Consider the following 21,844-nt stretch of genomic DNA (forward strand, 5'->3'; position numbering starts at 1 on the left):
ATTATACAGACCCTGCCGATCGAGTCTGACTGGAGTTCCCCATGCTGCGTGGCTTTTTGATGCTGGCCGCTTTTTTCGGTTTCACCGGTGTCGCGCTGGGCGCATTCGCCGCCCATGGCTTGAAAAGCCGTCTAACGCCGGAGTATCTGGCGATTTTCCACACGGGCGTCACCTATCAACTGGTGCACACCTTGGCATTGTTCGGTGTCGCCCTGCTGGCCACGCAGATCCAAGGCCGACTGGTTGCTTGGGCTGGCGTCTCTTTCGTGGTCGGCATTGTGTTGTTCTCCGGCAGCCTCTACGTGCTGACCACCACGGGCATCAGCAAGCTCGGCATCATCACCCCGTTCGGTGGCCTGGCGTTTCTGGCCGGCTGGGTGTGCTTGGGGCTCGCCGCCTGGCGCTTGCAACCAACCGCTTGACGCTTGGTGCTGACCTTTAGGTCATGATCGGGCTAGAATGCCAGCCCCTAAAAATGATGGCGGCGTTGCGCATGCGCATTCAGTTGAACGGTGAATCCCTTGAACTGCCCGACGGCGAGACCGTTGCGGCCCTGATCACTCGTCTGGAACTGACCGGACGTCGAGTGGCAGTCGAACTCAATCTGGATATCGTCCCGCGCAGCCAGCATGCCGACACCACGCTCAACGACGGCGACAACGTCGAAGTCGTGCACGCCATCGGCGGCGGCTGACCGGGCGGCCCGTACGGGCACAGAATTCTGCAAGACCCTCACCCCTAAAGAGGATTCCCCATGAGCATCGTTCGTAGCGACAAGCCTTTTGTACTGGCCGGTCGTACTTACCAGTCGCGTTTGCTGGTCGGTACCGGCAAGTACCGTGACATGGAAGAAACCCGTCAGGCCATCGAAGCCTCGGGTGCCGAGATCGTCACCTTCGCCGTGCGCCGCACCAACCTGGGCCAGATCGAAGGCGAGCCGAACCTGCTCGACGTGCTGTCGCCAGAGCGCTACACCTTCCTGCCGAACACCGCCGGTTGCTACGACGCCATCGAAGCTGTGCGCACCTGCCGCCTGGCCCGTGAGCTGCTCGATGGCCACAACCTGGTGAAGCTGGAAGTACTGGCCGACCAGAAAACCCTGTTCCCTAACGTCATCGAAACCCTCAAGGCCGCCGAAACGCTGGTCAAAGAAGGTTTCGACGTGATGGTTTACACCAGTGATGACCCGATCATCGCCCGTCAATTGGCGGAAATCGGCTGCATCGCGGTGATGCCGCTGGCCGGTCTGATCGGTTCCGGTCTGGGGATCTGCAACCCGTACAACCTGCAGATCATTCTCGAAGAAGCCAAGATTCCTGTGTTGGTCGATGCCGGTGTCGGCACTGCGTCCGATGCGACCATCGCCATGGAACTGGGTTGCGATGCGGTGCTGATGAACTCGGCGATCGCCCACGCCCAGCAACCGGTGATGATGGCTGAAGCCATGAAACACGCCATCGTTGCAGGCCGTCTGGCTTACCTCGCTGGCCGTATGCCGAAAAAACTCTATGCCAGCGCCTCTTCGCCGCTGGATGGTCTGATCAAGTAAGAGCCATTGATGACTGAATCGAACGACACGCCTATCCAGGCGGAAGAAGGCGACGAGCGCCAACACCGCCGCATCAAGAGTTTCGTGATGCGCGCCGGGCGCATGACCGAAGGCCAGCAACGCGGTCTGGATCAGGGCGCGCCGCTGTACGTGCTGCCCTTGGCTGACGCGCCGGTGGATTACGATCAAGTGTTCGGCCGTTCGGCACCGCGCTCGCTGGAGATCGGTTTCGGCATGGGCCACTCGCTGCTGGAAATGGCCGCAGCCGCGCCGGATCAGGACTTCATCGGCGTGGAAGTACACCGTCCGGGTGTCGGCGCGCTGCTCAATGGCGTGCTGACGCAGGGCCTGACCAACCTGCGGGTCTACGATTGCGACGCGATTGAAGTGCTCAACCGTTGCATCGCCGACAACAGCCTCGATCGCCTGATGCTGTTCTTCCCGGATCCGTGGCACAAGAGCCGTCACCACAAGCGTCGCATCGTTCAGGCGTCGTTCGCTGAGCTGGTGCGTAGCAAGTTGAAGGTCGGCGGCATTCTGCACATGGCCACCGACTGGGAACCGTACGCCGAATACATGCTGGAAGTGATGAACGTCGCCCCGGGCTACCGCAACCTCGCCGAAGACGGCAAGTGCGTACCGCGCCCGGCCGAACGCCCGATCACCAAGTTCGAGCGCCGCGGCGAACGTCTTGGCCATGGCGTGTGGGATCTGAAGTTCGAAAAACTCGCTTAAGCATCACGCAATGATCGTTCCCACGCTCTGCGTGGGAATGCTGCCCGGGACGCTCTGCGTCCCACAGCGGACGCAGAGCGTCCATTGAGGCATTCCCACGCGGAGCATGGGAACGATCAAACGCGGCCGAAAGATCAGCGGCGGTCGGCGACTACGCCGATCAGCACCAGTACCACCAACAACACCGGCGCCAAACTGTAGTTGTTGAACTGGCTCAAACCCTTGACCACCCAAGGCGTGGCATAGATCAGCGCCGCGCCGCTGCCGATCACGCAAAGCAGCGACATCAGCGGTACGCGCAAGGCGCCGGCGATGCTGCCCAGGCGTTGCTCGACCCAGCCTTTGAAGTCAGCGCCGAACAGCACCAGCAGGCAGCCGACCAGCGCCAAGGCGATTTCCGAGAGGTTGCTGCGGCTCCAGCGGGAGACGGTGGCGAGCAGGTCGAGTATCAAATCCATGCGTTTTTCCTTGGAGCTGAAGTTGAGGGTTGGGCTCAGTTCAGAAATTGTTGCAGCAAGTCGTTGAGGAACAGCTGTCCACGCTCGGTGGCCGCCAGACGTGACGGTTCGACCTGCAACAGACCGCTTTGTTCTGCCGCTGCCCGGCCTTCGGCGAGGCTTTCCAGCGACAGGCCAGTGCGCTCCGGATACAGGCGCGATTCGACTCCGGCAGTCAGGCGCAATGCGTTCATCAGAAACTCGAACGGCATCTCGTCATTGGTCAGGGCTTTTTCGCCGGCCTGAAAGCTTTTTGCCGGGTTGAGATAGTCCTTTGGCAGACGTGTCTTCCAGGTACGCACGATGCGCCCGTCGGGATGGCTGAGCTTGCCATGCGCACCGGCGCCGATCCCGATGAAGTCGCCAAAACTCCAGTAATTGAGGTTATGCCGCGCCGGACGCCCGGCCTGGGCATACGCCGAGACTTCGTATTGCGCGTAACCGTGCTCGGCCAGCAGCGCTTGCCCCGCCTCTTGAATGTCCCACAGCGTGTCGTCTTCAGGCAGTACTGGCGGCTGATTCCAGAACACCGTGTTCGGCTCCAGCGTCAGTTGATACCAGGAGATGTGCGTAGGATTCAGCGCGATGGCCTGGCGCAGATCGCTCAAGGCATCTTCCAACGACTGATCCGGCAAGCCGTGCATCAAGTCGAGGTTGAAGTTATCGAACCCGGCCTGCCGCGCCATCCCGGCCGCGCGCACCGCTTCGTCACCGTTGTGAATCCGCCCGAGGGCCTGGAGTTTTTCCTGCTGGAAGCTCTGGATGCCGATCGACAGGCGATTGATCCCCAGCTTGCGGTAGGCGACGAACTTCTCTTGTTCGAACGTACCCGGATTGGCTTCCAGAGTAATTTCGATGTCATCGGCAAACGGAATGCGCTGCTCGACGCCTTCGAGCAAACGCCCAAGGGCCTCGGCGCTGAACAGGCTTGGCGTACCGCCACCGAAGAAGATCGAGCTGATTTCACGCCCGTAAACCGCGTGCAGATCCTGATCGAGATCGGCCAGCAGCGCGTCGACGTATTCCTGCTCCGGCAAAACCGGGCTGGCGGTGTGCGAGTTAAAGTCGCAATACGGGCATTTGCGTACACACCACGGGATGTGGATGTACAGCGCCAGGGGTGGCAGCGTTGGCAGCGGCGCCCGAGGCGAAGAAGCGGCGCCGCCGACGATCAGCGACGACGCAGAAGAATCACGGGTCATTTCAAGCCCAGACGCTGGCGCAGCAGATCCATTGCACGGGCGCGGTGGCTGATCTGGTTCTTGTCGGCCGGGCTCAGTTCGGCGCTGGACACGTCGCGCTCCGGCACCCAGAACAGCGGGTCGTAACCGAACCCGTGCTCGCCGCTGGCGGCGGTCAGGATGCGTCCGTGCCACAGGCCTTCGCAGAGGATCGGCAACGGATCGTCGGCATGACGCACCAGCGCCAGCACGCAAACGAATTGCGCGCCGCGCTCTGCTTCCGGGACGTCTTTCAAGGCGTCGAGCAGTTTCGCGTTGTTGGCTGCATCGCCTTTGCCATCGGCATAGCGCGCCGAGTAGATGCCCGGCGCGCCACCGAGGAAATCCACCGCCAGACCGGAGTCATCCGCCAGCGCCGGCAACCCGGAAATGCGGGCGGCGTTGCGTGCCTTGAGAATGGCGTTTTCGACGAACGACAGACCGGTTTCTTCCGGCTCGACCTTGCTCCACTCACCAATCGAGCGCAGTTGCACCGATTCGCCGAGCATGGCCTGGAGTTCTTTGAGTTTGCCGGCGTTATGGCTGGCCAGTACGAGCTGCTTGATGTTCATCATTCGCCGGGAAAGAGTTCTTGGTTGAAATTGATAGTGTTGATCTTGTCGCCGTTCTGCACCTTGATTTCAAAGGTGCGGGTTTCCTGCTGTTCCACCGGGTATTGGGCGATGTAGTAGATCGCGCCCTGTTCGGTAATCTGACGGAAATTCAGCGGCACGCTCTGGCTGGTCAGGTCTTTGACCGTGCCAGTGACGCCGGCGATCAGCGGTTTGCCGTCCTTGATCACCGAGACATTGATCACGCCCTGATGCTTGCTGCGAATGAGTTCGGCAGCCTTGGCGATGTCCGGTTGCAGGTACGTCGAGTTGAAAGTGTTGTAGTGCACCGTCACGTCGCCAAAGGTTTCCTGACGCTCACCCTTGATGACGTCGGCCGCCAGCGCGCTGGCGCTCAGGCAGGCAGTCAATAACAACAACGCTAAACGACCCATGATCGTCTCCTCGAAATGACGTGGCTCAGACCGCGACCTTGTGGTCTGCGAGCTGTGGGCTGCTGACGCGGTAGATGCCGATCTCACCTAACAGATTAGGCCATAGCTTACTGGCCCACCCGTGACGGTGCTGTTGATCCACGGCAAGCCGATCAATGACCTTCGCATGACGTTCGCGACACAGTTCTTCAAAGTCTTCGAAGGTGCAGAAGTGGATGTTCGGCGTGTTGTACCAGGTGTACGGCAGAAACTCGGAGACCGGCATCCGGCCCTTGCTCGCCAGGTACCAGCGGCAGCGCCAGTGACCGAAATTCGGGAAGGTGATGATGCACTGACGACCGACCCGGAGCATTTCGTCGAGGATCTTGTCCGGGTAGTGCACGGCTTGCAGGGCCTGGGTCATGACGACGATGTCGAAACTGTTGCTGGCGAAGTTGCCCAGCCCCTTGTCCAGATCCTGCTCGATAACGTTGACGCCTTTGGCCACGCACTCGGCGATGTTGTCGGCGTCGTTTTCCAGGCCATAACCGGTGACGTTCTTGTTGTCGCGCAGCCAGGTCAGCAGTTCGCCGTCACCGCAACCGAGGTCGAGGACGCGGCTGCCGGCGGGGATCCATTCCTGGATGATTTCCAGATCAGCTCTCATGGCTTTCTCACAACGTGATGCGGTTCATGTAATTGCCGAACGCCTGCAAGTAGCGCGGGATCGGAATCAGGAAGGCGTCGTGGCCCTGCGGCGCATCGATTTCCAGATAGCTGACGTCTTTGCGCGCCGCCATCAGCGCATCCACCAGCTCCCGCGAACGGGCCGGGGAGAAGCGCCAGTCGGTGGTGAACGACATCACGCAGAACTTGGCCGTGGCGTTTTCGAAGGTTTTTGCCAGATCATCGTCGAAGTTCGCTGCCGGATCGAAGTAATCCAGCGCCTTGGTCATCAACAGATAAGTGTTGGCGTCGAAGCGTCCGGAGAACTCTTCGCCCTGATAACGCAGGTAGCTTTCGACCTGGAACTCGACACTGTGGAAGTCATAGTTGAGCTTTTCGCTCTTCAGGCCACGGCCGAATTTCTCGCCCATCGAATCGTCGGACAGGTAAGTGATGTGGCCGACCATGCGCGCCAGCATCAAGCCGCGCTTGGGAATCACGCCCGCTTCCTGGAACGAACCGCCGTGGAATTCCGGGTCCGTGAGGATCGCCTGACGCGCGACCTCGTTGAAGGCGATGTTCTGCGCCGACAACTTCGGTGCCGAAGCGATGGCCAGGCAGTGACGTACGCGATCCGGGTAAGTGATGGTCCATTGCAGCGCCTGCATGCCGCCGAGGCTGCCGCCGATCACCGCCGCCCACTGGCCGATGCCGAGCAGGTCAGCGAGGTGTGCCTGGCTGTGTACCCAGTCTTCCACGGTGAGCACCGGGAAGTCGGCACCGAACGGTTTGCCGGTCTCCGAATTGATGCTGCTCGGGCCGGTGGAGCCGTTGCAGCCGCCCAGATTATTCAGGCTGACCACGAAGAACTTGTTGGTGTCGATCGGTTTGCCGGGGCCGATGCAGCTGTCCCACCAACCGGGCTTGCGGTCGTCGACGCTGTGGTAGCCGGCAGCGTGGTGGTGGCCGGACAAGGCGTGGCAAATCAGCACAGCGTTGCTCGCTTGTGCGTTCAGCGTGCCGTAGGTTTCGTAGATCAGGTCATAGGCGGCCAGCGAACGGCCACAGGCCAGCGCCAGCGGTTCGCTGAAGTGCGCGGTTTGCGGCGTCACCAGACCAACAGAATCGGGGGGAAAGGCAGTTGGCATCGACCCTGCTCTCGTTGAAATGAGGCGTAAGTCTAAAGACCGGGGGGGTTAGCGGCAAGCAACTACCTGCGCTCGTTCCCACGCTCCGCGTGGGAATGCCTCATTGGACGCTCCGCGTCCGCTTCGGCGAGGGACGCGGAGCGTCCCGGGATGCATTCCCACGCAGAGCGTGGGAACGATCAGCGCGTCAGATCAGGCAAATCCGGCAACTTCTTCGGCGAGCAGATCTTCACCCGCTTCTGCCGGTTCAACTCGCCACTGAGCAAACTGACCTGGCTCTTGGAAACTCCAAACGCTTTGGCCAGAAAGCCCATCAGATACGCATTGGCCTTGCCTTCAACCGGCGGCGCGGTCAGGCGGATCTTCAGGCGATCGCCGTGCAGCCCGGCGAAGTCATCGCTGCGGGCTGCCGGTTGCAGGTGACACTCGAGGATCAAGTCATCACCGTCCCATCGAAACCAGCTCACATCAGCAGACGGAGGATTTCCGGCATCATCGTCATCGCGGCCAGATTGTTGATCACCAGCATGTCGATCAGCTTCAGCGCGAGGAAGGCAAAGATCGGCGACAGATCCAGACCACCGAGGTTTGGCAGGATTTTGCGGAACGGCGCCAGTGCCGGCTCACAGATCTGGTTGACCAGTTCAGCGCCCGGATTGTGGCTGCCTGGCGCGACCCACGACAGAATCACGCTGATGATCAGGGCGAAGAAGAAGATCTTCAGGAACAGCGCGGTCACGCCGATCAGCGACCAGATAAACAATTGCAACGGGTTGCCGGTGGTGCCGTAAGTCAGCAGCAGAGTCAGCGCCATCAGCGCCAGTTGCACCAGAATCGCCAGCACCAGCGACGACATGTCGAGGCCGAACAGGCTTGGGATGATCCGGCGCAATGGCTTGAGCAGCGGCTGGGTGGCTTTGACGATGAACTGGCACAGCGGGTTGTAGAAGTTCGCCCGCACCAGTTGCAGGACGAAGCGCAGCAGCACGATCAGCAGGTACAGACTGCCGAGGGTTTGCAGCACGTAAACCGCTGCAGTGTTCAATCCAATCATGTAAGGCTCCTTATTTGCCCAGTTGTTCGGCCATTTCGGCCGAGCGGTGCGCGGCGGCGCCGAGTGCAGTTTCGACCAGGGCTTCGAAGCCATTGGCCTGGAATGATTTGATCGCGGCTTCGGTGGTGCCGTTTGGCGACGTCACGCGACGACGCAGTTCGGCAGCATCGACATCGCTGGAGACGGCCATGTGTGCGGCGCCCAGCGCGGTCTGCAGGGTCAGTTGCTCGGCGATGTCCTTCGGCAGACCGAGTTTGACCCCGGCAGCGGTCATGGCTTCGATCAGCAGGAAGAAGTAGGCAGGGCCGGAACCGGACACTGCCGTCACCGCATCCAGTTGTTGTTCTTCGTTCAGCCACAGCGCGATACCGACGGCGGACAGCAACTCTTCAGCCTGCTGCCGCTGCTCGGCGGTCACTTCGCTGGTCGCGTACAAGCCGCTGACGCCCTGACGCAGCAGTGCCGGGGTGTTCGGCATGCAGCGCACGATCGGCTGCTCGCCGAGCCATGCGGTCATGCTCGCGCAAGTGATGCCGGCCGCGATGGAGACCACCAGTTGATTCGGTTTCAGGCTCGGGCGAATCGCTTCGCACACGGCTTTCATTGCCTGTGGCTTGACCGCCAGGACGATCACATCGACGCCGTCGATGGCCTGGGCGTTGTCAGCGAAGGTTTCGATGCCGTGCTCGGCGCTGACCTTGGCGCGGGTTTCTTCGCCCGGATCACTGGCGCGGATCTTCTCCGCTTCCAGACCTTTAGCGCGCAGGCCGCCGATCAGGCTGGCCGCCATGTTGCCCGCACCGATAAACGCAATACGTGTGTTGCTCATGTGTGGTCCTTATCTGGAAACGTTCAAGATTGGGAATAGTCGCGGGCGCCGAACAGGGCCGTACCGATACGCACCCAGGTGGCGCCTTGGGCAATGGCCGACTCGAGATCGTGGCTCATGCCCATGGAAAGTGTGTCGAGCGGCAGATCGAGACTCGCCTGCAATTTCTGCACAGCGGCGAACGCCGCGTCTTGTTCGGCGCGATCTTCGGTCGGCTCGGGAATCGCCATCAGCCCGCGCAATTTCAAACGCGGCAAAGCGCTGATCGCAGCGGCCAGCGCCGGCAGATCGTCAGGGGTGCAGCCGGATTTACTGGCTTCACCGCTGACATTGACCTGAATGCAGATGTTCAGCGGCGGCAGTTCGGCCGGGCGCTGTTCAGACAGACGTTGAGCGATTTTCAGGCGATCCACGGAGTGCACCCAGTCGAAATGCTCGGCAATCGCACGAGTCTTGTTCGATTGAATGGGGCCGATGAAGTGCCAGATCAAGGGCAGGTCGGCCAGTTCGAGCTGTTTGCCCAAGGCTTCCTGCAAGTAATTCTCGCCAAAGTCGCGCAGGCCGGCGGCATACGCTTCGCGCAACGCTTCGGCGGGTTTGGTCTTGCTCACGGCGAGCAACTGGACACTGTTTTCAGGACGGTGTGCGGCTTGGGTCGCGGTCTGGATGCGCGAACCAACGTGGAGAATGTTGTCTGCTATCGTGGACATCAAGAGGCGCCGGCGGTCTGAAGGTTCGCGGCATTCTACTGGAATTGAGGAGCGCTATGGATATCACTGAACTGCTGGCCTTCAGCGCCAAACAAGGCGCTTCCGACCTGCATCTGTCGGCCGGTCTGCCGCCGATGATCCGTGTCGATGGCGATGTGCGGCGGATCAATCTGCCGCCGCTGGATCACAAGCAAGTGCACGAATTGATCTACGACATCATGAACGACACCCAGCGGGTCGACTTCGAGAAACATCTGGAAACCGACTTTTCTTTCGAAGTCCCCGGCGTGGCGCGCTTTCGGGTTAACGCGTTCAACCAGAACCGTGGTGCCGGCGCCGTATTTCGGACCATTCCGTCTAAAGTGCTGAGCATGGACGACCTCGGCATGGGCGATGTCTTTCGCAAGATCACCGACGCCCCGCGCGGGCTGGTGCTGGTCACCGGGCCGACCGGTTCGGGCAAGTCGACCACGCTGGCGGCGATGATCGATTACCTCAATACCCATCGCCATCACCACATCCTGACCATTGAAGATCCGATCGAATTCGTTCACGAATCGCGCAAATGCCTGATCAATCAACGCGAAGTTCATCGTGATACCCGCAGTTTCGCCACCGCTTTGCGTTCGGCGCTGCGCGAAGACCCTGATGTAATTCTGGTGGGTGAAATGCGCGATCTGGAAACCATCCGCTTGGCGCTGACTGCTGCCGAAACCGGGCACTTGGTATTCGGCACGTTGCACACGACCTCGGCGGCGAAAACCATCGACCGTGTGGTGGACGTGTTTCCCGGTGACGAGAAGTCGATGGTCCGCTCAATGCTGTCGGAGTCGTTGCTGGCGGTGGTTTCGCAAACGCTGATCAAGAAGATCGGCGGCGGACGGGTGGCGGCGCACGAGATCATGCTGGGCACGTCGGCGATCCGTAACCTGATCCGTGAGGACAAGGTCGCGCAGATGTATTCGGCGATTCAAACGGGTGGGTCGTTGGGGATGCAGACGCTGGACATGTGCCTGAAGGATCTGGTGACCAAGGGCTTGATCAGCCGCGAGCATGCGCGGGAGAAGGCGCGTACGCCGGATAATTTCTGAGGGGGTGATCGTTCCCACGCTCTGCGTGGGAATGCAGCCCGGGACGCTCTGCGTCCCTGCCGAAGCGGACGCGGAGCGTCCATTGAGGCATTCCCACGCGGAGCGTGGGAACGATCGGTATGGTGTTAGCGCTGAACCACGCGCATTTGGCTCTGTTCTTTCGGCAACACCCGCTTGGCAACCACGTAATGCTGCTGCCAATACGGCTTGTTCAGCGTGTCGATGCTCACCGCTTTGCCACGACGCGGGGCGTGGATGAAGCGGTCGTTGCCCAGGTAGATGGCAACGTGGTTGACCCGACGGCTCTTGATGTTGAAGAAAATCAGGTCGCCCGGTTTCAGATCCTTGCGCTCGACTTTCTCGCCGTGGCCGCTGGCCATGGCGTTCGAGGTGCGTGGCAGGTCGAACGTGGCGTCGTTGAACGCGTATTTCACCAGACCGCTGCAATCGAAGCCTTTACTTGGGCTGCTGCCGCCCCAACGATAAGGCGTACCGAGGACGTTTACCGCACGGCTCAGCACGTTGCTGCTTTCCTTGCTCGCCATCGGTGGCACCAGCTTGCTGTGACTCTTGCTGCTCAGCGTGGTGGTTTTGCTTTTGCTGCTTTTGCTCGAGGGAGCCGAAGCATGGGATTTAGGGGTGAAGCCGTTAACGTTAGGAAGACGTTGCTCACGATTGGTGGCGTGGGCGGCCAGTGGCATTAATAGGCAGATGGTCAGCCATGTCTTGAAAAATGGTCGCATTAGGCGTGGCTCTTCAGTGATAGCGCGCAACTTTATAACAGAGTTTTTTTTCATTCCGAGTCCGTTGGTCGATTCAGTTGGCCGTCAACGGAACCAAATAAGCGGGAAATGGACGCAATTGTCGGACAGAAGTCAGGTGCTATAAGGCTTTGACGGTAGCAACGGTAACATTTGCCGTACGTCGGCAACCTGTAAAAAAGTCACAAAGAATTCAAGAATATTTATCTATCGTGTGAATCGAGGTCTTCATGAACCGCTATCAACAAATTGCTCAGCCGCAAGATACACACAGCAAAATCATCGGTTATCTGCTGTGGATCTTCGGATTTACCGGCGCTCATCGCTTCTATTACGGCAAACCGGTGACCGGGACGATCTGGTTTTTCACCTTCGGTCTGCTGGGGATTGGCTGGTTGATCGACCTGTTCCTGATCCCGGCAATGGATCGTGAGGCGGATCTGCGTTTTACCGCAGGGCCGATCGAATACAACGTGGCGTGGATTCTGCTGACGTTCCTTGGCGCACTGGGTGTGCACCGGATGTATCAGGGGAAATGGATCAGCGGATTGATCTATCTGCTGACGGGTGGGTTGTTCTTTCTTGGCGTGCTGTATGACTTTTGGACGCTGAATGATCAGGTGTCCGTACGCAACGCCGAGGGCAGAGGTGCCTTCCAGTAAGCCATCGCTGGCAAGCCAGCTCCCACAGGTTTTTGCGCTGACCCAAAGATAGCGCATGACCTTGTGGGAGCTGGCTTGCCAGCGAATGGGGGCAACCCGGTATCAAGCCTGGTGGCTGATCCGCCCATCCACTAGCGTATAGCGAACCACACCCGGCAGACTGTGCCCAAGGAACGGGCAGTTCTCGCCCTTCGACAACCAGTTCTCACCGGCCACTGTCGACGCCTTCGGATCGAACAGCACGATATCTGCTGCGCCACCGACCGCCAGTTTGCCCGCCGGCAGGCGCAAGGCTTCAGCCGGGCCTGCACTCAGGCGTGCCAGCAACGTCGGCAGATCCAGCAACCCATCCTCCACCAACGTCATCGCCAATGGCAGCAACAGTTCAACACTGCTGATGCCCGGCTCGGTCGCGCCGAACGGTGCCAGTTTGGCGTCACGCTCGTGCGGCTGGTGATGGCTGGAGATCGCCGAGATCACGCCGGACTTCACTGCTTCGCGCAGACCATCGCGATCCGCACGGGTGCGTAGCGGCGGTTGCACGTGATAGAGGCTGCTGAAGTCGATCAGCGCTTCGTCAGTCAGAATCAGCTGATACAGCGCGACATCCGCCGTCACCTTCAAACCACGGGCCTGAGCCTGAGCGATCAGGGCAACGCCGCGAGCGCTGGTCAACTGGCTGAAATGCGCACGCACGCCGGTCTGCTCGACCAGCAGCAGATCACGGGCCAATGCCACGGTTTCAGCAGTTTCCGGAATCCCTGGCAAGCCGAGGAAACTGGCAACTGCGCCTTCATGGGCCAAGCCACCTTCAGCCAAGTCGTGATCCTGCGAATTGAAAATCACCGTCAGGTCGAAGGTCGCTGCGTACTCCAGCGCCCGGCACAGAGTGCGGGTATTGCGGAAACTCTCCAGTCCGTTGCCGAACGCCACGCAACCAGCGTCGCGCAGCGCCACCAGTTCAGCCAGTTGCTCGCCGTCCAGACCTTTGCTCAGCGCGCCGATCGGAAAGACTTTGGTGTTGCCGGCTTCGCGGGCGCGGTCGAGGATCAGTTCGGCCACGGCGGAGGTGTCGAGCACCGGTTTGGTTTTCGGCGGGCAGCACAGGCTGGTCACGCCGCCAGCAGCGGCTGCGCGGGTTTCGCTGATGATCGAGCCTTTGCGGCTGTAACCCGGCTCGCGCAGGGCAACGTTCAGATCGACGAGGCCCGGAGCGGCGACGAGGCCTTGGGCGTCGATGGTTTCTACTGCCGTGAAACCCGCTGGAGCGGCGCCGAGGGCGACGATCTTGCAGGCTTCAACGTGAATGTCAGTGACTTGATCCAGGCCGCTGCTTGGATCGATGACGCGTGCGCCGAGAATGCTGAGCTTCACTGGGCGTTCTCCTGCTCGAATTGGCGCTGGGCAGTCTGCCCGCTCATGGCCATGGACAGCACGGCCATACGAATTGCGATGCCATAAGTCACTTGATTGAGGATCACCGAGTGCGGGCCGTCGGCCACTGCGGACTCGATTTCCACGCCACGGTTGATCGGCCCCGGGTGCATGACGATGCAATCCGGTTTGGCCCCGGCCAGACGCGCGGTGGTCAGGCCGAACAAGCGGTAGAACTCGCCTTCGCTCGGCAGCAGGCCGCCGGTCATGCGTTCACGTTGCAGGCGCAGCATGATCACCACGTCGACGTCTTTCAGGCCTTCGGTCATGTCGGTGTAGACCTTCACGCCGTATTGCTCGATGCCGATCGGCAGCAGGGTTTTCGGCGCAATCACGCGGATGTCCGGGCAACCGAGGGTCTTCAGCGCGAGCATGTTCGAGCGCGCAACCCGCGAGTGCAGGATGTCGCCGACGATGGCCACCGAGAGGTTTTCAAAACCGCCCTTGTGCCGACGGATGGTGAGCATGTCGAGCATGCCCTGCGTCGGGTGCGCGTGACGGCCGTCGCCGCCGTTGATGATCGCCACTTGCGGGCACACATGTTCGGCGATGAAGTGCGCGGCGCCGGAATCACCGTGGCGCACGACGAACATGTCGGCGGCCATGGCTTCAAGGTTGCGCAGGGTGTCGAGCAGGGTTTCACCCTTGCTCGCCGACGAGGTCGACACGTTCAGGGTGATCACGTCCGCCGACAGCCGCTGGGCGGCCAGTTCGAAGGTGGTGCGGGTGCGCGTGGAGTTCTCGAAGAACACGTTGCACACGGTCTTGCCGCGCAGCAACGGGACTTTCTTCACCGCCCGGGCACCGACTTCGAGGAACGAGTCGGCAGTGTCGAGGATTTCCGTCAGCAACTCGCGGCGCAAGCCGTCGAGCGAGAGGAAGTGGCGCAGCTGGCCCTGATCATTGAGCTGCAGCGGGCGCTTGGTATCTAGAGGCGTCATCGCGAAGGGGACTCTCAATAGGGCGATTAAAGGGACATGTCTTGTAGTTCGAGCGTCAGCGGCTCGGGGCCGGACAGCTTCACCCGTTCGTGAGCGGCCAGCGCCAAGGTCGCGCCGACCACGTTCGGGCGGATCGGCAGCTCGCCGGCGTCCAGGTCCAACAGGCAGACCAGGGTCACGCTGGCCGGGCGGCCGTAGTCGAACAATTCGTTCAGTGCGGCGCGGATAGTGCGACCGCTCATCAATACGTCGTCGATCAGCACCAGATGCTGGCCTTCGATCTCGAAGGGCAGGGCCGACGGGCGCACTTGCGGGTGCAAGCCGTTCTGGCTGAAGTCATCGCGGTAGAAGGACACGTCGAGCGTGCCCAGAGGCGCGTCGCTGCCCAATTCCTTGAGCAGAGCCTGCGCGACCCAGATGCCGCCGGTGCGAATGCCGATGTAACGCGGTTCAGTGATGTCACGCTGGGCAAGGTGCGCCTTGAGGCGGGTCGCCATCTGGCTGATCAGATCGGCGGGATTTGGCAGGCTCATGGTTGCTCCTTGTTGGGGGCGAGTCGGGTCCTTGGACGCGACTCGGTTTTTTACTCAAAAGAAAAGCGCCGAAGCGCTTGTCAGGATTCAAACAATGCAGTGTTTTCATCGAGCCAGCCCTGCAACAGCAGAGCGGCGGCGATGGCGTCCACCGGGTTGTCGCGGTAGCTGCCTTTCTGACCGCCACGGGCCAGGCGCTCGCCTTTGGCTTCAAACGTGGTCAGGCGCTCGTCGTGGGTATAGAAGGGCAGGTTGAAGCGGCCATTGAGGCGCCGGGCGAATTTCTCCGCGCGCACGCACATGTCGCTCGGCGTGCCGTCCATGTTCAGCGGCAGGCCGACGACCACGGCGTCGGGTTTCCATTCTTTTATAAGGGCTTCGACCTGGTTCCAGTCCGGCACGCCGTTCTGTGCCTTCAAGGTGCACAGCTCGCGGGCCTGGCCAGTGATCACCTGACCGACGGCAACGCCGATCTGTTTGGTGCCGTAGTCGAAGCCGAGAATCAGGCGCAGGGCCATCAGGCGTGTCCTGCCTGGCTGGTCAGCAGGCTGAGGTTGATCCCCAGGTGCTTGGCCGCCGCTTCGAGGCGCAGTTCGCTGCTGGTGTTGAAGAGGATGTCGGCGTCGTACGGGCAGGTCAGCCAAGCGTTGTCGGCGAGTTCCGCTTCCAGTTGCCCGGCTTCCCAACCGGCATAACCGAGGGCAATCAGGCTTTTTGCCGGGCCGACGCCGTCAGCGATGGCGAACAGTACGTCCTGCGAGGTCGACAGGGCCAGATCGCCATCCAGCTGCGCGGTGGCCTGGAAGGTTTTTCCCGCCGGGTGCAGCACAAAACCGCGATCGGTCTGTACCGGGCCGCCGATGAAGATCGGCACGTGCTGGCACAGTGCTGGCGGGTCGATGTCGGGGCGCAGTTGCTCAAGAATGTCGGCCAGATTCAGCTCTTGCGGCCGGTTGACCACAATCCCCATAGCGCCATTGGCCGTATGCTCGACGATGTAGGTCAAGGTGTGGGCAAAGTTCGGGTCGGCCATGTGTGGCATGGCGATCAGGAATTGATGCTTGAGGTAGCTGGGGCTGACGTTTTTCATGTGCGCTAGTGTGGCGTTCGGGGGGCGAACTGACAAGCTGAAGCCGCCAAAAGATCGCAGCCTTCGGCAGCTCCTACATGTGAATGCAGGCCAATGTAGGAGCTGCCGAAGGCTGCGATCTTTTGATCTTGCCCTTAATTGCTTGAGAGCTTGTCGCCCCGGGCAAATTTCCAGGTACGAATGATTTCCAGACGGTCGATATCCGACAAGTCCCCGGTAAACGGCGCAAACGGTGCCGCCAGTCGGACGATGCGCTGTGCTGCCTGATCCAGTAGCGGCTGGCCGGAAGATTCCAGCACCAGCACTTCATACAGCGAGCCGTCGCGGTTGATCGAGACCATCAGGCGCAAATTGCCGTAGATTTGCTTGCGCCGGGCTTCTTCCGGGTAATTGAGGTTGCCGATACGCTCGACCTTCTTGCGCCAGTCGTCCTTGTACCAGGCACCCTTGTCGCGCATGGTCGAGGCGGCGCTCAAGCGATGGATGCGAGGGCGCTTGGCGTAAAGCTGTTGTTCCTTGGCCAGTTCGGCTTCGAGGCTGGCGATGTCGCTGGACAGCTGCGAGCTGTCGAATTCCGGCGCATCGACCGTCGGTTTGACCTCGGTCTTGGTTTCTTCTTTCTTGGTTGGCGCCTTTTTTGGCTTCGGCGCGACGGTGGTCACCGCAGCCTTGGGCGCGGCCTCCTGCACTTCCGGCTTGGCGGCCGGTGGCGGGGTGACTTTCTTGACCTGATTGTCCTGGAATGGCGCGACCTCGGTGGTCTTCGGAATCGCCTTCTTGTCCAGCGTGCCGCTGCCTTCTTGATGCTCTTGCGCGAGGAAATCAGCCTTCTCCGGCTTCTTTTCGCTCTTGAAGGTGGCGAGGGTGATTTCCAGGGTTTTGCTGATCTGCTTGGGCTCGACCATCGTGAAGCCGATGCCGAGCAGCAGCGCCAAGTGAATCAGCGCCGCGAGGAACAGGGTAAAACCGAGGCGATCGGCCGGGCGCACGCCACGATGGGCGAGTTCTGCGGGCAGATCGGACGGGAGGGTCATGACAAGAAAACCAACATCGCGCTTTTCAGAGGCTGCGCATGATAACGCAATGTTGGTTTCACGCCTTGGGCTTCACGCTTCAAGCGACAGACTGCATGTGACGTGCATCAAGCTTGTGGCAATTTGCCGGCGGCTTGCAGCTTCTTGGCGATGGCATCCATCAGCATGCCGCCAATGTCAGTGCCGAAGGCATTGTCGATTTCACGGATGCAGGTCGGGCTGGTCACGTTGATTTCGGTGAGGCTTTCGCCGATCACATCGAGGCCAACGAACAGCAGGCCTTTCTCACGCAGGGTCGGGCCGACTTGTGCGGCGATCCAGCGATCCTTGTCAGTCAGCGGGCGCGCCTCACCACGGCCACCGGCGGCGAGGTTGCCACGGGTTTCGCCGAGTGCCGGAATCCGCGCCAGGCAGTAATCCACTGGCTCGCCGTCGATCATCAGGATGCGCTTGTCGCCATCGACGATAGCCGGCAGGTAGCCCTGAATCATGATCTGCTGCTTGCCGTGCAAGGTCAGGGTTTCGAGGATCACCGAGAGGTTCGGGTGGCCGGCGGTGTGACGGAAGATCGACGAACCGCCCATGCCGTCCAGCGGCTTGAGGATCACGTCGCCGTGATGGTCGGCGAATTCACGCAGCACGTCCGGGCGACGGCTGACGATGGTTGGCGGCGTGCACTGCGGGAACAGGGTCGCGAACAGCTTTTCATTGCAGTCGCGCAGGCTCTGCGGCTTGTTCACCACCAGCACGCCAGCGGTTTCGGCCTGCTCGAGCAGGTAGGTGGAGTAGACGAACTCCATGTCGAACGGCGGATCCTTGCGCATCAGGATCACGTCCAGATCGCTCAGCAGGTTGTCCTGCTCGGCGTCCAGCTCGAACCATTTTTCCGGGTTGGCGAAGACTTTCAGCGGCTTCATGCGCCCCCGTGCCTGGCCTTCGGCCTGGTACAGGTCGCTCTGCTCCATGTAAAACAGTTCCCAACCACGCTTCTGCGCGGCCAGCAGCATGGCCAGCGAGCTATCCTTTTTATAGGAGATGCTGGCGATAGGGTCCATGACAATCCCGACGCGAACGCTCATTGGGTTTTCCTCGAAAATTGGCTACCGGATCGGTATTGAAAAAGTGCCGCCAGAGTGGCGCCGGGCGGGTTTTCGGTCAAGGAAAAACCCGTCGATAGATTGCATCTGGAGACTGTGCTAAAAAGGCTGGCGTAGCGTGCTGGCCCTTGAACATCAAGGGTTTCGAGCCATTCATAACCGCAAAACGGACAAATTGATTCGCAAAGGCGACGGTAGAGCCCTCTTATGGAACAGCAGTCCAGCGCCTTGAAGGTCATGGTGATCGACGACTCGAAAACGATTCGTCGCACCGCCGAAACATTGTTGAAGAATGTCGGTTGCGAAGTGATCACGGCGATCGACGGTTTCGACGCCCTGGCGAAGATCGCCGACAACCACCCAGGGATCATTTTTGTCGACATCATGATGCCGCGTCTGGATGGTTATCAGACCTGCGCTTTAATCAAGAACAACAGTGCGTTCAAGGCCACGCCGGTGATCATGCTGTCGTCGCGCGACGGGTTGTTCGACAAGGCCAAGGGGCGGATTGTCGGTTCCGATCAATTTTTGACCAAGCCTTTCAGCAAGGAAGAACTGCTCAACGCGATCCAGGCCCATGTTCCGGGCTTCGCCGCCGTTTTGCCGCAGTAAGACACGTACAGTGACGCTCGGCCAGCGGGCCGGGCGTCGACAAGAAAAATGGGGAAAACCATGGCACGTATCCTGATCGTCGATGATTCGCCGACTGAAATGTACAAACTCACCGGCATGCTCGAAAAGCACGGCCATGAAGTGCTCAAGGCCGAAAACGGCGCCGATGGTGTGGCCCTGGCCCGTCAGGAAAAACCCGACGCGGTACTGATGGACATCGTCATGCCCGGCCTCAACGGTTTTCAGGCCACTCGCCAGTTGACCAAGGACGCCGACACCAGCCACATCCCGGTGATCATCATCACCACCAAGGATCAGGAAACCGACAAGGTCTGGGGCACCCGTCAGGGCGCCAAGGACTACCTGACCAAACCGGTCGACGAAGACACCCTGATCAAGACCCTGAACAACGTGCTCAAAGGCTGATCGCGCGACCATGAGCGAATCGCTGACCGCGTTCGAACTGCTCTGGCAAATCGACCAGCGCTGCCGCTTGCTGGCGGCGGACTTGCCATCGCAACCGGCACGTCAGGATCGCTGGAGCGGCATCGGCTTTCGCCTCGGCGAGCACTGGTATGTGGCGCCGATGGGTGAAGTCAGCGAAGTGCTGCACGAACCGCGCTTCACCCAGTTGCCAGGGGTCAAGCCGTGGGTCAAGGGCGTGGCTAATCTGCGCGGACGGCTGCTGCCGATCATGGATCTGTGCGGCTTCTTCGGCCATGAACTGTCGCCGCTGCGTAAACAGCGGCGGGTGTTGGTGGTCGAGCATGGGGATGTGTTTGCCGGGTTGATGGTCGATGAGGTTATTGGCTTGCAGCACTTTGAGCAGAACAGCTTTGAACCGCTGTCGATCAGCAAACGCCAGGGCTCGAAGGCCGAGTTCGTCAAAGGCTATTTTCGGCGCGAGCAGAACTGGCGGGTGTTCAGCCTGTTTGCGCTGGCCAAGTCCCCGGTGTTCATGAGCGTGGCGATATAACAGATTCAACACCGTCCCCTGTGGGAGCGAGCTTGCTCGCGAAGAGGGCGTGTCAGGCGAGATAAATATTGGCTGACCCAGCGCTTTCGCGAGCAAGCTCGCTCCCACAGGGATTGCAGCAGGCCTCAAAGGTGTGGGTTAAGGGCGAGGACCGATGATAAAAGCAAAAACAGGCAAGCCGGCGGAAGGATCGCGCAGTCGCTCGCAGATCATCGTGCTGTTCATCGCACTGATCGTGTTCATCATGCTGCTGTTCGCCAACTTCGCTTACCTCAACACCCAGGCGAACTACGACAAACAGTACATCGGCCACGCCGGTGAGCTGCGTGTGCTCTCGCAACGCATCGCCAAGAACGCCACCGAAGCCGCCGCCGGCAAGGCCGCCGCGTTCAAGTTGCTCAGCGATGCACGCAACGATTTCGCCCAGCGCTGGGGTTACCTGAAAAAGGGCGATCCGGTCACCGGCCTGCCACCGGCACCCGCCACCGTGCGCCCGGAAATGCGCGCCGTGCAGCTCGACTGGGAACGCCTGCTGAAAAACACCGACGCCATTCTCTCCAGCGAACAGACTGTGCTGTCGCTGCATCAGGTGGCCGCGACCCTGGCCGAAACCGTGCCGCAGTTGCAGATCGAATACGAAAAAGTCGTCGAAATCCTCCTCCAGCGTGGTGCCCCGGCCGCCCAAGTGGCGATGGCCCAGCGTCAGTCGCTGCTGGCCGAACGTATCCTCGGTGCGGTCAACACTGTGCTCGCCGGTGACGAAAACTCCCAACAAGCCGCCGACGCCTTTGGCCGCGACGCCACGCGTTTCGGCCAAGTGCTCAACGGCATGCTGCAAGGCAACCCGGCGCTGAAAATCAGCCAGGTCGAAGACCGCGACGCCCGTGCGCGTTTGAGTGAAATCTCCGAGCTGTTCCAGTTCGTCTCCGGCTCCGTCGATGAAATCCTCGAAACCTCCCCAGAGCTGTTCAAGGTTCGCGAATCGGCGAGCAACATCTTCAGCCTCTCGCAAACCCTGCTCGACGAAGCCTCGCACCTGGCCACCGGTTTCGAGAACCTTGCTGGCGGGCGCAACACCGACACCATCGGCGGCTACGTCCTTGGCTTGCTGGCGCTGGCCTCGATCATCCTCATCGGTCTGGTCATGGTCCGTGAAACCAACCGGCAACTGCGCGAAACCGCCGAGAAGAACGAGCGTAACCAGAACGCGATCATGCGTCTGCTCGACGAGATCGAAGACCTCGCCGACGGCGACCTCACGGTGACCGCCTCGGTGACCGAAGACTTCACCGGCACCATCGCCGACTCGATCAACTATTCCGTCGACCAACTGCGTGATCTGGTCGCGACGATCAACCTCACCGCCGGCCAAGTTGCCGCTGCGGTGCAGGAAACCCAGGCCACCGCCATGCACTTGGCCCAGGCCTCGGAGCATCAAGCCCAGCAGATTTCCGAAGCCTCGACCGCGATCAGCGATATGGCGCAGTCCATCGATCAGGTTTCAGCCAACGCCGCCGAGTCTTCTGCGGTGGCCGAGCGTTCCGTGGAAATCGCCAACAAGGGCAACGAGGTGGTGCACAACACCATCCACGGCATGGACAACATTCGCGAGCAGATTCAAGACACCGCCAAACGCATCAAGCGTCTCGGCGAGTCGTCGCAGGAAATCGGCGACATCGTCAGCCTGATCGACGACATCGCCGACCAAACCAACATCCTCGCCCTCAACGCGGCGATTCAGGCGTCGATGGCCGGTGACGCCGGGCGCGGTTTTGCCGTGGTCGCCGACGAAGTGCAGCGCCTCGCCGAGCGCTCGTCTGCCGCCACCCGGCAGATCGAAACCCTGGTGCGGGCGATCCAGACCGACACCAACGAAGCCGTAATCTCGATGGAGCAAACCACCACCGAAGTGGTGCGCGGTGCGCGACTGGCGCAGGATGCCGGGGTGGCCCTGGAAGAAATCGAAGGCGTGTCGAAGACCCTCGCGGCGCTGATTCAAAGCATCTCCAACGCGGCGCAGCAGCAGACGTCTTCCGCCGGGCAGATCTCGCTGACGATGAACGTGATCCAGCAGATCACCTCGCAGACCTCGTCCGGCTCCACGGCCACCGCCGAAAGCATCGGCAACCTGGCGAAAATGGCCAGTCAGCTGCGGCGCTCGGTGTCCGGATTCACCTTGCCGGCAGCGTCCGCGCCGGCGACGGATAAAGTGTGATCGGA

28 protein-coding genes are annotated in these 21,844 nt (G+C 60.7%); 10 read left to right on the top strand and 18 right to left on the bottom strand.

The features are described from left to right. Positions 1–41: 41 nt before the first annotated feature. The 4 genes from EJA71_RS00505 to trmB all read left to right on the top strand — a co-directional run bounded on the left by EJA71_RS00505 (position 42) and on the right by trmB (position 2,284). Positions 42–422, top strand: a complete 381-nt coding sequence (locus EJA71_RS00505) for a DUF423 domain-containing protein (protein WP_158953362.1) — start codon at positions 42–44, stop codon at positions 420–422. 71 nt (positions 423–493) lie between these two features. Then, positions 494–694, top strand: a complete 201-nt coding sequence (thiS, locus tag EJA71_RS00510; RefSeq protein WP_122604433.1) for a sulfur carrier protein ThiS — start codon at positions 494–496, stop codon at positions 692–694. Between the two features lie 60 nt (positions 695–754). Then, positions 755–1,549: a thiazole synthase gene (locus EJA71_RS00515; protein ID WP_007913621.1), complete on the top strand. Its 795-nt coding sequence runs from the start codon at positions 755–757 to the stop codon at positions 1,547–1,549. Positions 1,550–1,558: 9 nt separating this feature from the next. Continuing rightward, positions 1,559–2,284 carry a tRNA (guanosine(46)-N7)-methyltransferase TrmB gene (gene trmB / locus EJA71_RS00520; RefSeq protein WP_158953364.1) on the top strand — a complete coding sequence of 242 codons (726 nt, stop codon included), beginning with the start codon at positions 1,559–1,561 and terminating at the stop codon, positions 2,282–2,284. A gap of 134 nt (positions 2,285–2,418) precedes the next feature. Here trmB and EJA71_RS00525 read toward each other — a convergent pair whose 3' ends face one another. The 10 genes from EJA71_RS00525 to EJA71_RS00570 all read right to left on the bottom strand — a co-directional run bounded on the left by EJA71_RS00525 (position 2,419) and on the right by EJA71_RS00570 (position 9,393). Beyond that, entirely contained in the window at positions 2,419–2,742 is a 324-nt protein-coding gene (locus EJA71_RS00525) for a DUF3392 domain-containing protein (protein ID WP_064116274.1), read from the bottom strand. 35 nt (positions 2,743–2,777) lie between these two features. Next, on the bottom strand, positions 2,778–3,983 hold the full coding sequence (hemW, locus tag EJA71_RS00530; protein WP_158953366.1) for a radical SAM family heme chaperone HemW: 1,206 nt from the start codon (positions 3,981–3,983) through the stop codon (positions 2,778–2,780). Further along, complete coding sequence (gene rdgB, locus EJA71_RS00535; RefSeq protein WP_008083802.1) at positions 3,980–4,576, bottom strand: RdgB/HAM1 family non-canonical purine NTP pyrophosphatase; 597 nt, start codon at positions 4,574–4,576, stop codon at positions 3,980–3,982. The genes hemW and rdgB overlap by 4 nt, the downstream gene beginning before the upstream one ends. Beyond that, positions 4,573–5,007: a DUF4426 domain-containing protein gene (locus EJA71_RS00540; protein WP_158953368.1), complete on the bottom strand. Its 435-nt coding sequence runs from the start codon at positions 5,005–5,007 to the stop codon at positions 4,573–4,575. Before EJA71_RS00540 ends, rdgB begins: the two co-directional genes overlap by 4 nt. Positions 5,008–5,032: 25 nt before the next feature. After that, positions 5,033–5,653: a methionine biosynthesis protein MetW gene (gene metW / locus EJA71_RS00545; RefSeq protein ID WP_158953370.1), complete on the bottom strand. Its 621-nt coding sequence runs from the start codon at positions 5,651–5,653 to the stop codon at positions 5,033–5,035. A gap of 7 nt (positions 5,654–5,660) precedes the next feature. Next, a complete protein-coding gene (locus tag EJA71_RS00550) occupies positions 5,661–6,800 on the bottom strand; it encodes a homoserine O-acetyltransferase (RefSeq protein WP_158953372.1) in 1,140 nt (379 codons plus the stop codon). Between the two features lie 179 nt (positions 6,801–6,979). Beyond that, a complete protein-coding gene (locus EJA71_RS00555; RefSeq protein ID WP_158953374.1) occupies positions 6,980–7,267 on the bottom strand; it encodes a DUF167 domain-containing protein in 288 nt (95 codons plus the stop codon). Beyond that, the gene (locus tag EJA71_RS00560; RefSeq protein WP_095049462.1) at positions 7,264–7,854 is read right to left on the bottom strand and encodes a YggT family protein; all 591 of its coding nucleotides are present in this window, start codon (positions 7,852–7,854) and stop codon (positions 7,264–7,266) included. Before EJA71_RS00560 ends, EJA71_RS00555 begins: the two co-directional genes overlap by 4 nt. Positions 7,855–7,864: 10 nt before the next feature. After that, positions 7,865–8,683, bottom strand: a complete 819-nt coding sequence (proC, locus tag EJA71_RS00565) for a pyrroline-5-carboxylate reductase (protein ID WP_158953376.1) — start codon at positions 8,681–8,683, stop codon at positions 7,865–7,867. 23 nt (positions 8,684–8,706) lie between these two features. After that, positions 8,707–9,393, bottom strand: a complete 687-nt coding sequence (locus EJA71_RS00570; protein ID WP_158953378.1) for a YggS family pyridoxal phosphate-dependent enzyme — start codon at positions 9,391–9,393, stop codon at positions 8,707–8,709. Between the two features lie 56 nt (positions 9,394–9,449). On the opposite strand from EJA71_RS00570, the gene EJA71_RS00575 reads away from it, so the two are divergent. Further along, complete coding sequence (locus tag EJA71_RS00575) at positions 9,450–10,484, top strand: type IV pilus twitching motility protein PilT (RefSeq protein WP_158953380.1); 1,035 nt, start codon at positions 9,450–9,452, stop codon at positions 10,482–10,484. A 125-nt stretch (positions 10,485–10,609) separates the two neighbouring features. Here EJA71_RS00575 and EJA71_RS00585 read toward each other — a convergent pair whose 3' ends face one another. After that, positions 10,610–11,227: a C40 family peptidase gene (locus EJA71_RS00585; RefSeq protein ID WP_016985978.1), complete on the bottom strand. Its 618-nt coding sequence runs from the start codon at positions 11,225–11,227 to the stop codon at positions 10,610–10,612. Between the two features lie 266 nt (positions 11,228–11,493). Here EJA71_RS00585 and EJA71_RS00590 point away from each other — a divergent pair, with 266 nt between their 5' ends. After that, a complete protein-coding gene (locus EJA71_RS00590) occupies positions 11,494–11,907 on the top strand; it encodes a TM2 domain-containing protein (protein WP_178113635.1) in 414 nt (137 codons plus the stop codon). Between the two features lie 102 nt (positions 11,908–12,009). Here EJA71_RS00590 and EJA71_RS00595 read toward each other — a convergent pair whose 3' ends face one another. The 7 genes from EJA71_RS00595 to gshB all read right to left on the bottom strand — a co-directional run bounded on the left by EJA71_RS00595 (position 12,010) and on the right by gshB (position 18,018). Further along, on the bottom strand, positions 12,010–13,281 hold the full coding sequence (locus EJA71_RS00595; RefSeq protein WP_158953384.1) for a dihydroorotase: 1,272 nt from the start codon (positions 13,279–13,281) through the stop codon (positions 12,010–12,012). Further along, positions 13,278–14,282, bottom strand: a complete 1,005-nt coding sequence (locus tag EJA71_RS00600) for an aspartate carbamoyltransferase catalytic subunit (RefSeq protein ID WP_007913665.1) — start codon at positions 14,280–14,282, stop codon at positions 13,278–13,280. Before EJA71_RS00600 ends, EJA71_RS00595 begins: the two co-directional genes overlap by 4 nt. 26 nt (positions 14,283–14,308) lie before the next feature. After that, the gene (gene pyrR, locus EJA71_RS00605; protein WP_053124709.1) at positions 14,309–14,815 is read right to left on the bottom strand and encodes a bifunctional pyr operon transcriptional regulator/uracil phosphoribosyltransferase PyrR; all 507 of its coding nucleotides are present in this window, start codon (positions 14,813–14,815) and stop codon (positions 14,309–14,311) included. A gap of 80 nt (positions 14,816–14,895) precedes the next feature. After that, the gene (ruvX, locus tag EJA71_RS00610) at positions 14,896–15,333 is read right to left on the bottom strand and encodes a Holliday junction resolvase RuvX (protein ID WP_064589634.1); all 438 of its coding nucleotides are present in this window, start codon (positions 15,331–15,333) and stop codon (positions 14,896–14,898) included. Then, a complete protein-coding gene (locus EJA71_RS00615) occupies positions 15,333–15,905 on the bottom strand; it encodes a YqgE/AlgH family protein (protein ID WP_158953386.1) in 573 nt (190 codons plus the stop codon). Before EJA71_RS00615 ends, ruvX begins: the two co-directional genes overlap by 1 nt. A gap of 134 nt (positions 15,906–16,039) precedes the next feature. After that, a complete protein-coding gene (locus EJA71_RS00620) occupies positions 16,040–16,939 on the bottom strand; it encodes an energy transducer TonB (RefSeq protein ID WP_158953388.1) in 900 nt (299 codons plus the stop codon). A 107-nt stretch (positions 16,940–17,046) separates the two neighbouring features. Beyond that, positions 17,047–18,018 (bottom strand): glutathione synthase, encoded by a 972-nt coding sequence (gshB, locus tag EJA71_RS00625; RefSeq protein ID WP_158953390.1) that lies wholly within the window; start codon positions 18,016–18,018, stop codon positions 17,047–17,049. Between the two features lie 225 nt (positions 18,019–18,243). Between gshB and pilG the strand changes: the two genes are divergently transcribed. The 4 genes from pilG to EJA71_RS00645 all read left to right on the top strand — a co-directional run bounded on the left by pilG (position 18,244) and on the right by EJA71_RS00645 (position 21,839). Beyond that, positions 18,244–18,648: a twitching motility response regulator PilG gene (gene pilG, locus EJA71_RS00630; RefSeq protein WP_007913673.1), complete on the top strand. Its 405-nt coding sequence runs from the start codon at positions 18,244–18,246 to the stop codon at positions 18,646–18,648. A 60-nt stretch (positions 18,649–18,708) separates the two neighbouring features. Then, positions 18,709–19,074: a twitching motility response regulator PilH gene (gene pilH / locus EJA71_RS00635; protein ID WP_007913674.1), complete on the top strand. Its 366-nt coding sequence runs from the start codon at positions 18,709–18,711 to the stop codon at positions 19,072–19,074. A gap of 10 nt (positions 19,075–19,084) precedes the next feature. Beyond that, complete coding sequence (locus EJA71_RS00640) at positions 19,085–19,624, top strand: chemotaxis protein CheW (protein ID WP_095049470.1); 540 nt, start codon at positions 19,085–19,087, stop codon at positions 19,622–19,624. 154 nt (positions 19,625–19,778) lie between these two features. Then, a complete protein-coding gene (locus EJA71_RS00645) occupies positions 19,779–21,839 on the top strand; it encodes a methyl-accepting chemotaxis protein (RefSeq protein ID WP_158953392.1) in 2,061 nt (686 codons plus the stop codon). The last annotated feature ends 5 nt before the right edge of the window (positions 21,840–21,844 follow it).

The sequence above is a fragment of the Pseudomonas sp. PB106 genome, from assembly GCF_009764645.1.
Classification (GTDB): domain Bacteria; phylum Pseudomonadota; class Gammaproteobacteria; order Pseudomonadales; family Pseudomonadaceae; genus Aquipseudomonas.